Source organism: Roseateles sp. (assembly GCF_031397715.1).
In the GTDB taxonomy this organism is placed as follows: Bacteria; Pseudomonadota; Gammaproteobacteria; order Burkholderiales; family Burkholderiaceae_C; genus Paucibacter_A.
The window spans coordinates 1-7,925 of record NZ_JANNMI010000351.1; the positions used below are offsets into that span (position 1 = coordinate 1).

Sequence of the window (7,925 nt, forward strand, 5' to 3'; positions counted from 1 at the left end):
CGCGGCGGACATCAACGATCTCTATTGCTTCGATGAAAGCTTGGCTGACTGGCCCTGGTCAGATGCCGAGTTACTTGCAGCGCTGAGTGCTTGGGCCAAGCCCCACCGGCGCTTGCATTTGCTGGCCGCGCAGTATGAGGACTTGCGTCAACGCCATCCGCGCTTTGTGCGTTGGCGCGGGCTTTGGGGTCATTGTGTGCAGGCCATGGCCTATGGCCCGGAAGCCCTGGCCGCGGCCGGGTCGCGTGGTGGTGCCGTGTCAGTTTTTGCGGCCGGCAAAGGCGAACATGCCGTCAGCCTGCGCTTGTTCGACAAGACGCTTTGGCGCGGCGCGGTTTCGCTAGAAACCGAGGAAGCGCTCACGAACCGCCAGTGGTTTGATGCATTAGCGCAACGTTCCAGCGAATCGTTTGCTGTTACGACATTGGGCCTCTAAGTCGATTCAAATCACCACGCTATAATTTGCGGCTAGGCGATGGAAGCGCTCGAGGTTTCCTAGTCTTGTCATGCCGAAGTTTTTCAGCAACAAACGCCGCCGAGAGGTTAGGTTTGAGTTGTTGGGCTTCAAAAAATTACCGGTAATTGCAATTTCGTTTAACGAATTTTGAGGATAAGTATGAACAAGTCGATCCTGTTGGCTGCTGTGCTGGCTGCTGTTGCTTTGACCGCTTGCGGCAAAAAAGAAGAAGCCGCTGTTGTGGCTCCTGCTGTTGCTGAGGCCGCTTCGGCTGTGGCAGTTGCTACTGACGCTGCCGCTACTGCTGCTGCTTCCGCAGTTGCTACCAGCGCCGTTGACGCCGCTTCGGCTGTCGCCGCTGCCGCCACTGACGCTGCTTCTGCCGTCACCAAGTAATCAGATTCAGTTCTGATTCTTGAAAGACCGCCCGGCGCCAGCCCGGCGGTTTTTTTACGTCTGAAACTGTTTCAGCGCGCTGTCTGAGCTCAAGCTACGCGAGCTCAAACCAGGCGCTGCCGTCGGCCTGGTTGGCGACCGGAATTTCATCATTTTGGCAGCCCAGTACGGCTGCCAGCGCTGCCGCCGCCAGCGCGGGCGAGTTATTGCGCTCGCTCAGATGGGCGGCCACCACATGTTCAAGCCCGCTGTGCAGGCACTGCCTGAGCAGTTCGGCGGCAGCTTCGTTGGAGAGATGACCATGGCTGCCGAGGATGCGGCGCTTCAGGCCGGCGGGGTAGCTTGAGGCGCGCAGCATCGCCTCGTCATGGTTGCACTCCAGCAGGAGCCCGTGGCAAGCCTGCAGCGCCTGCACCACCGACGGGCAGGGGTGGCCCAGGTCGGTGATCACGCCGACGGCGCGCCGCCCATCGGCGCAGCGCAGATGCAGCGGCTCATTCGCGTCATGCGGCACCGCAAACGTGCTGATCTGGATGTCACCCAGCTCCGTGCAGTCGCCGTCCTTGATCAGATGGAGCAACCTAAGGTCGAAATCGGTCGCCGCCGCCGACTGGCTGATCGCGCGCCAAGTGCCGCGGCTGGTCCACAAGGGAATGCGGTAGCGCTGCGCTAGGCCTAGGGCGCAGCCGGTGTGGTCGCCATGCTCATGGGTGATGAAAATGGCGTCCAGCTCGGCCGGGCTGCTGCCGGCCCGCGCCAGGCGGCGCGTCAGCTCGCGCAGGCTGAAACCACAATCAATCAGCAGCAGGGTGCGGGTGATGCCTTGGCTGGCCTCGACCAAGCTGGCATTGCCGCCGCTGCCGCTTCCTAAGCTGCAAAATCGCATGTTTAGCAGAACCTCGGCTGTGAAAATAAAAAACGCCGCCTACCTTGCGGAAGCGGCGTTCGGTCAAGAGGCGAAGGCGGCCTTCAGCGCAAATCGTCCATCAGCAAGTTGAGGATGCGCTTGGCGTTCTCGTTGGTCTGTTGCTGGCCCTTGTCGTCCAGCACCATCACCGTGCTGCGCTCGCCCTCGGACTTGACCGAGACGCGGTAACGAGTGGCCACCTGTGCGGTGTCACTGGAGAACAGGCGTTGGAAGAAATTGGGCTCTTCCTTGCCGGCTTGGCTTGGGTCGGCATAGCGCAAGAAGAACAGGCCTTGTTTGCGGTCGCGGTCTTCGATCGTGAAGCCGTGACGGTCCAGCGACTGCCCGACCCGGCGCCAGGCGCGCTCAAAGCCTTCGTTGACCTGCAAGGCATCAGGCACCTCAGCCAGACTGCGGGTTCTGGCGGCCGCGGCCACGCCGGTTACCGCCGCTGCGCTGCCCGCTGTTGCGTTCGCTGTACCGGCCGGTGCGGTGGCCGATGCCAGCGCTGCCTTCGCCTGTTCATCCTTGGCGCCGAGCTTGAGCATCAGCCGCGACAGCATTTCGGCCTCCAGTTGCGGATCACTTGGGCGCGGCTGCCAGGCTGTGTTGTCGTTCTGGCTGCCGGTGTACACCTCTTGCATGCCGCGGTGGCTGATGAAGACCTCGGTGCCGACGCCATTGGCGCTGCGTTCCAGACGGGTGCGGAACATGTCCTTTTCACCGGTCGAATAGAAGCTGTCAAAGACCTTGCCAATCGTTGAGCGAATGATGTCTTGCGGCAGCTTGGCGCGGTTCTCGTTCCAATTGGTTTCCATCACGCCCACTTCGGCCGAATCCTTGAGGACTTCGAAGCCGCGTTCCTGCCAGAACTCACGCACCTGCGGCCACAACTGCTCAGGCGTCAGCGAGGTGACCAACCAGCGTTGGGCGCCGCTGCGCTCGACCCGCATATCGGCCACCGCGTTGAGAGCGATCAAATTGCTGGGCAGGCTGGATGCGCCGGCTTTTTGCTCTTTATTCTTTTGCTGGAACGTCGCAGCGCTGACGCTTTCGCCCTGCGGCTGGTTGCGGCTGTCTCGGGCCAGTTGTTTCAAGTCGGGAGGAATGTCCAGGCCGGTGGTCTGGCGCGCGCCGCTGCGGTAGTCGACCTTCTCGGTCGAGAAGGTGTTGTCGAGCGTGCTGCAGGCCGCCAAAGACCCTAGCATGGAGAGCACAGCCAAGCGGCAAGCCAGGCGCACAGGGGTGGCCGTGGAGCTAACAATTGAGGAACGAGTCACGCTAGACATCTCCGAGGAAATCAGGTCGGCTGCGGGCGGCCTTTGTGCTGCCCGCATTTCAAAAAAACTGGTGGGGGGATTAGAGCAGACTGCGGCGGCACCGCTGATTAGAGCAAACCTGCCTCTTGCATCGCCTGCTCGACGCTGACCTGGCCGGCCGCCGTCAACAGGGTGATGGGCAGGCGCAGCGCGTTCTGGCAGCGGCCCAATTTTGACAATGCCCATTTGGTCGGTGCTGGGCTGGGCTCGCAGAACAGCTGCTTGTGCAGGTTCAGCAATTGGAAGTGAATACGGGTCGCGCCCGCTACATCAGCGGCCAAGGCGGCGCGGCAGAGCTCGCTCATCAGGCGCGGGGCGACGTTGGCCGTCACGCTGACATTGCCGTGCCCGCCCAGCAGCATCAACGCAATGGCGGTGCCGTCATCACCCGAGTAGATCGAGAAGCCCTTGGGTGCATGCTTGATCAGCTGGGCCGCGCGCTCGATATTGCCGCTGGCCTCCTTGACGCCGAACACACCGGGCAGACCGGCGCAGCGCAGCGTCGTCTCTGGCTGCATATCGGCGACGGTGCGGCCGGGCACGTTGTAAAGCATCATGGGGATGTCCACGGCCTCGGCGATCGCTTTGTAGTGCTGGTAGATGCCTTCCTGCGAGGGCTTGTTGTAATAGGGCACGACCGACAAGGTGCAGTCGGCGCCGACCTCTTTGGCGTAACGGCTCAGCTCAATCGCCTCGGCGGTGCAATTGGCGCCGGTTCCCGCCATGATGGGCACCCGGCCCGCCGCATGTTCCACCGCAGCGCGAATGACTTGGCGGTTTTCGTCCATGCTGACGGTCGGCGACTCGCCGGTGGTGCCGACCACGCAGACGCAGCTGGTGCCCTCAGTGATATGCCAGTCGATCAAATTGCGCAGCGCGGCGTAATCAACGCTGCCGTCTTCTTGCATCGGTGTCACCAGTGCCACGATGCTGCCCACTAATCCGTTCATTGCGATTCCTATTTTTCCTGCGATTCTACTCAGCGTCGCTGATGGCTTCGGTCCGGTCCAAGGCGTAACGCTGAAAAACCCCGTCATGCAGATCGCGCACGGCAGCAACGCGCTGCACAAAGCGTGGGTTGACGGCCATCAGCTCGAAACCGTCCTCAAAAGCGACCACGCGCAAGGCCATGCAGGCGTCCAGCAGCTCACCCGGCTGTAGCAAGAACTCCGGCCGCGCCGGCCGGCCAATACTTTGCTGGCCCTGGGCAAAGGTTTCGTAGATCAGCCAGCCGCCGGGCGCCACGGCCGCCGTGATCAAGGGGATCAGCGGGCGCCAGAGGTAGTTGGTGACCAGCACCAGATCGAACTGCCGGCCGGCCAGCGGCCAGGGGCCGGACTCGATATCGGCGGTGATGATTTCGGCGCAGCTCTCTAAACCGTCGGTAGCGGCGGCGTCGATGTCAACACCGGTCACCTGCATGCCTGCAGCGGCCAGATGGCGGACATGGCGGCCGCTGCCGCAGGCCAGATCGAGCGCCGTGCCGCCGGCGACCAGCGCCTGCGGCCAGCGCCGCAACCATTTCGAAGCGGAAGAAGAAGTGGAAGACATCAGAAGCAAGCCCAGATTCGTTCGGACAGTTGGACCATCAGGTCCGCTTGAAAATAGCTGAGGAACACGGCGGCCAGCAGCAGCGCGGCGGCCAGTCTGAGACCCCAGCGTGCCGGCCCGCTCATGCTGCGACTGGCCTCGGAGTCGGCCGGGCGATCGCCTCCTCGCGCACCGGCAGATTGACCAGGGCGGCCATCACGCCAAGGGCTACGGCCAACCACCAGACCACGTCATAACTGCCGGTCTGGTCGTACAGGCGTCCGCCCAGCCAGACACCCAGGAAGCTGCCGATCTGGTGGCTCAAGAAAACAAAGCCGCTCAGCATAGCCATATGCTGGATACCGAACATCTGCGCCAGCACCGCATTGGTGGGCGGAATCGTCGACAACCACAAGGCCCCCATCACGGCCGAAAACAGATAGACCGAGGTAGGGGTCAGCGGCGCGGTCAGGAAGGCGACGATGGCGACCGAGCGCAGCGCGTAGATGCTGGCCAGGATGTAGCGCTTGGGAAAGCGCTGGCCCAGCGAGCCGGCGGCATAGGTGCCGAAGACATTGAACAGGCCGATCAAGGCCAAGGCATAGGTGGCGACCTGCGGGCTCAGGCCGTTGTCCTTCAGGTAACTGGGCATGTGCACGCCAATGAAGACGACCTGGAAGCCGCAGACAAAGTAGCCGGCCATTAGCAACTGGAAGCTGCGATAGCCGAAGGCCTCGCGCAGCGCCTGGCCTATGCTTTGCGAATGGTTGTGCGCGCCGACTGCCGCCGTCTTAGGCTCGCGCAGACCGAAGGCCAGCGGAATGATGATCAAAGACATGCAGGCGAGGATGAAAAGCGCGTCCTGCCAGCCGTTCGAGCTGATCAGCCAGTTCGACATCGGCACCATCAGGAACTGCCCGAAGGAGCCGGCCGCCGCCGCCACGCCCATCGCCCAGCTGCGCTTGGCCGGGTCCACATTGCGGGCTATCACGCCGTAGATCACCGCATAAGTGGTGCCCGACTGGGCAATGCCTATGAGCAGTCCGGCGCTGCCGGTGAAGGCCAGGCCCGAGGTCGACAAGGCCATCAGCACCAGCCCGACCGCGTACAGCAGGCCGCCGACCATCAGCACGCGGAACGGCCCGAAGCGGTCGGCCAGCATGCCGGTGAACGGGCCGGCGATGCCCCAGGCGATGTTCTGAATCGCCAAGGCGAAGGCGAAGGTCTCGCGTGTCCAGCCCCGGTCCATGGTGATCGGTTGCAAAAACAGACCGAAGCCGTGGCGTATGCCCATGGACATGGTGACGATCAAGGCGCCGCAGAGCAGCACCTGCTTCATCGACAGGCGGGCCGGGGCGGCCGGAGAAGTGCTTGCTGTATTCATCGCTCGCAATGTAGCCAGGTTTGCTTGTGCTTGTCTGTCACGGTGATTGCAGGTTCAGGACCCGGCCTTGCTTGACCCGCAGCTGGATCCGGCTGAGCGCGTCCAGATCATTCAGCGGATTGCTCGTCAACAGCAAAAAGCTGGCCTCGCAGCCGGGCTCGAAGCAACCTAAGCGCCGCTTTGGGAACAAGGCCTGCGGCGTGCTGATGGTGGCCAGGCGCAACAGCGCGGCGCGGTCCAACACGCCCAGGCTGTCCAGATGGCGCAGCTCCGTCAGCGCGTTGCCGTTGAAGACATCGGAGCCCAGCAGCAGCTTGACGCCGGCGGCTTTGAGCGTGTGCAGGTTCTCAATCTGCAGGCGGCGCAAAGCGGCCAGCGTTTCGGGCGGCGCACGGAACAGCGTCGCGGCGGCGGTGCCGGTAGTCACCGCCACGCGCTGCTTGGCCGCTTCGGCTGCCATCTCTGGGCTGATGCGGTAGGCCTCGACGCCCAGACCCTCATGGAAAAAATAGCCGGGCAGATGGTCAATCCAGTCGACGCCGGACTGCAGGGCCAGCGCGAAGTCGGCCGCGGTGTCCACATGGGCGATCACCCGCAGCCCGTCCTGGTGGGCGCGCTTGACGATGGCAGTCGGCACATCCGGCTTGAGGCCCAGCCGGCCCTGCTGCTTGGGGTCGGCGCGCAGCTCGGGGCTGTCGGAGCGGCTCAACATCAGCTTGACCAGGTCGGTCTTGCGAGGGGCCACCAGCGGCCATTTCTGCGCCACTTGTTCAGGGCTGTCCATGATCAGCACGAGTTTGTCGACCACATCGTCGAGCTTGAGCTTGGGCGCGCCCGCTTCGTCGCCCAGCAACTGCGCCAGCGGCTGACCGTCCGAGGAGGTGATGCAGGCCGTGACGAACAGAACATCCGGCGCGGCCGGCTGATTCGCCAGCCCGCGCACGGCGGCCGCGCCCTTGGGCTCGCCGCAATGCATGGCGGCATAGAACACGCCGTCGCGCAGATAGTTGTTTGTGAAGCGGCCGTAGCCCCAGGCGTTTTGCAGATTGTGGTTGTGCGCCTCGGCCAGCGGCGGGATCAAAAACTGCCCCATCAAATCCAGGCTGCGCTGTGGCTTCTTGATTTTCTGGGCGCTGAACTTGCCGTCCTTGACGTAGAGCGTGCCGCGTTTGACAAAGCCCTTGCCGTCAAACCACTGGGCGTTCTTGAGCTCCATGCTCTGGGGCGGGCCGGCCTTGAAGGCCGGTGGGTTGGGCTCGGCGGGCTCGGCCAAGGCAGTCAGGGCAAAGCTGGCGAGCAGGCAAAAAATAGAGGATTTGAGACGCATAGGGTCGTCATGCTAGCCGCGTTGTTGTTCTGTCCTCGAGCTTGGCTCCGGTGGCTGCCGCCTAGAATCCTGGCCATGGCGACCAGCAAAACTCCCACTTCCACCAACCCTTCCTCGGCCGTCGGCGCTTACGCTGAAGGCTCGATCCGCGTGCTCAAGGGCCTGGAGCCGGTCAAACAGCGGCCGGGCATGTACACCCGCACCGAAAACCCGCTGCATACGATCCAGGAGGTCATCGACAACGCGGCCGACGAGGCGCTGGCCGGTTTCGGCAAGCGGATCGATCTGATCCAGCACAGCGACGGCTCGGTCTCGATCGCCGACGACGGCCGCGGCATCCCCTTTGGCTTGCACCCGGAAGAAGGCGTGCCGGTGGTCGAGATCGTCTTCACCCGCCTGCACGCCGGCGGCAAGTTCGACAAGGGCTCGGGCGGCGCCTACAGCTTCTCGGGCGGCCTGCACGGCGTGGGCGTCAGCGTCACGAATGCCCTGGCCAAGCGCCTGGCGGTGACGGTCTATCGCGAAGGTCAGGTCGCGACAATGGCCTTCGCGGGGGGCGATGTGGTCGAGCAGCAGGCCCTGCGCAAAGCCACGCCAGGCGACCG

General features: G+C 63.5%; 10 protein-coding genes. 3 read left to right on the forward strand and 7 right to left on the reverse strand.

Annotation, left to right across the window (positions count from 1 at the left end):
* Positions 1 to 436, forward strand: a 436-nt coding sequence (locus RMO57_RS15280; protein ID WP_310388062.1) for a hypothetical protein, incomplete at its 5' end; no start/stop codon positions are given.
* 180 nt (positions 437 to 616) lie between these two features.
* On the forward strand, positions 617 to 853 hold the full coding sequence (locus RMO57_RS15285) for a hypothetical protein (RefSeq protein ID WP_310388064.1): 237 nt from the start codon (positions 617 to 619) through the stop codon (positions 851 to 853).
* A 94-nt stretch (positions 854 to 947) separates the two neighbouring features.
* Here the strand turns inward: RMO57_RS15285 and RMO57_RS15290 are convergent, their stop codons facing one another.
* From RMO57_RS15290 to RMO57_RS15320, 7 genes are all read right to left on the reverse strand, one after another.
* A complete protein-coding gene (locus RMO57_RS15290) occupies positions 948 to 1,739 on the reverse strand; it encodes an MBL fold metallo-hydrolase (RefSeq protein ID WP_310388066.1) in 792 nt (263 codons plus the stop codon).
* A gap of 83 nt (positions 1,740 to 1,822) precedes the next feature.
* The gene (bamC, locus tag RMO57_RS15295) at positions 1,823 to 3,049 is read right to left on the reverse strand and encodes an outer membrane protein assembly factor BamC (RefSeq protein ID WP_414896439.1); all 1,227 of its coding nucleotides are present in this window, start codon (positions 3,047 to 3,049) and stop codon (positions 1,823 to 1,825) included.
* A 98-nt stretch (positions 3,050 to 3,147) separates the two neighbouring features.
* Positions 3,148 to 4,029 (reverse strand): 4-hydroxy-tetrahydrodipicolinate synthase, encoded by an 882-nt coding sequence (gene dapA / locus RMO57_RS15300; RefSeq protein ID WP_310388070.1) that lies wholly within the window; start codon positions 4,027 to 4,029, stop codon positions 3,148 to 3,150.
* A gap of 25 nt (positions 4,030 to 4,054) precedes the next feature.
* On the reverse strand, positions 4,055 to 4,630 hold the full coding sequence (locus RMO57_RS15305) for a class I SAM-dependent methyltransferase (RefSeq protein WP_310388072.1): 576 nt from the start codon (positions 4,628 to 4,630) through the stop codon (positions 4,055 to 4,057).
* Positions 4,630 to 4,755, reverse strand: a complete 126-nt coding sequence (locus tag RMO57_RS15310; protein WP_310388074.1) for a hypothetical protein — start codon at positions 4,753 to 4,755, stop codon at positions 4,630 to 4,632. Before RMO57_RS15310 ends, RMO57_RS15305 begins: the two co-directional genes overlap by 1 nt.
* On the reverse strand, positions 4,752 to 5,993 hold the full coding sequence (locus RMO57_RS15315; protein ID WP_310388076.1) for an MFS transporter: 1,242 nt from the start codon (positions 5,991 to 5,993) through the stop codon (positions 4,752 to 4,754). Before RMO57_RS15315 ends, RMO57_RS15310 begins: the two co-directional genes overlap by 4 nt.
* A 37-nt stretch (positions 5,994 to 6,030) precedes the next feature.
* Positions 6,031 to 7,320: an amidohydrolase family protein gene (locus tag RMO57_RS15320; protein WP_310388078.1), complete on the reverse strand. Its 1,290-nt coding sequence runs from the start codon at positions 7,318 to 7,320 to the stop codon at positions 6,031 to 6,033.
* 75 nt (positions 7,321 to 7,395) lie between these two features.
* Here RMO57_RS15320 and RMO57_RS15325 point away from each other — a divergent pair.
* On the forward strand, positions 7,396 to 7,925 hold a 530-nt coding region (locus RMO57_RS15325; protein WP_310388080.1), incomplete at its 3' end, for an ATP-binding protein.

Coding starts and splice junctions, on each gene's coding strand:
- RMO57_RS15285 (WP_310388064.1), top strand. CDS start 617: ATGAACAAGTCGATCCTGTTGGCTGCTGTGCTGGCTGCTGTTGCTTTG.
- RMO57_RS15290 (WP_310388066.1), bottom strand. CDS start 1,739: ATGCGATTTTGCAGCTTAGGAAGCGGCAGCGGCGGCAATGCCAGCTTG.
- bamC (WP_414896439.1), bottom strand. CDS start 3,049: ATGTCTAGCGTGACTCGTTCCTCAATTGTTAGCTCCACGGCCACCCCT.
- dapA (WP_310388070.1), bottom strand. CDS start 4,029: ATGAACGGATTAGTGGGCAGCATCGTGGCACTGGTGACACCGATGCAA.
- RMO57_RS15305 (WP_310388072.1), bottom strand. CDS start 4,630: ATGTCTTCCACTTCTTCTTCCGCTTCGAAATGGTTGCGGCGCTGGCCG.
- RMO57_RS15310 (WP_310388074.1), bottom strand. CDS start 4,755: ATGAGCGGGCCGGCACGCTGGGGTCTCAGACTGGCCGCCGCGCTGCTG.
- RMO57_RS15315 (WP_310388076.1), bottom strand. CDS start 5,993: ATGAATACAGCAAGCACTTCTCCGGCCGCCCCGGCCCGCCTGTCGATG.
- RMO57_RS15320 (WP_310388078.1), bottom strand. CDS start 7,320: ATGCGTCTCAAATCCTCTATTTTTTGCCTGCTCGCCAGCTTTGCCCTG.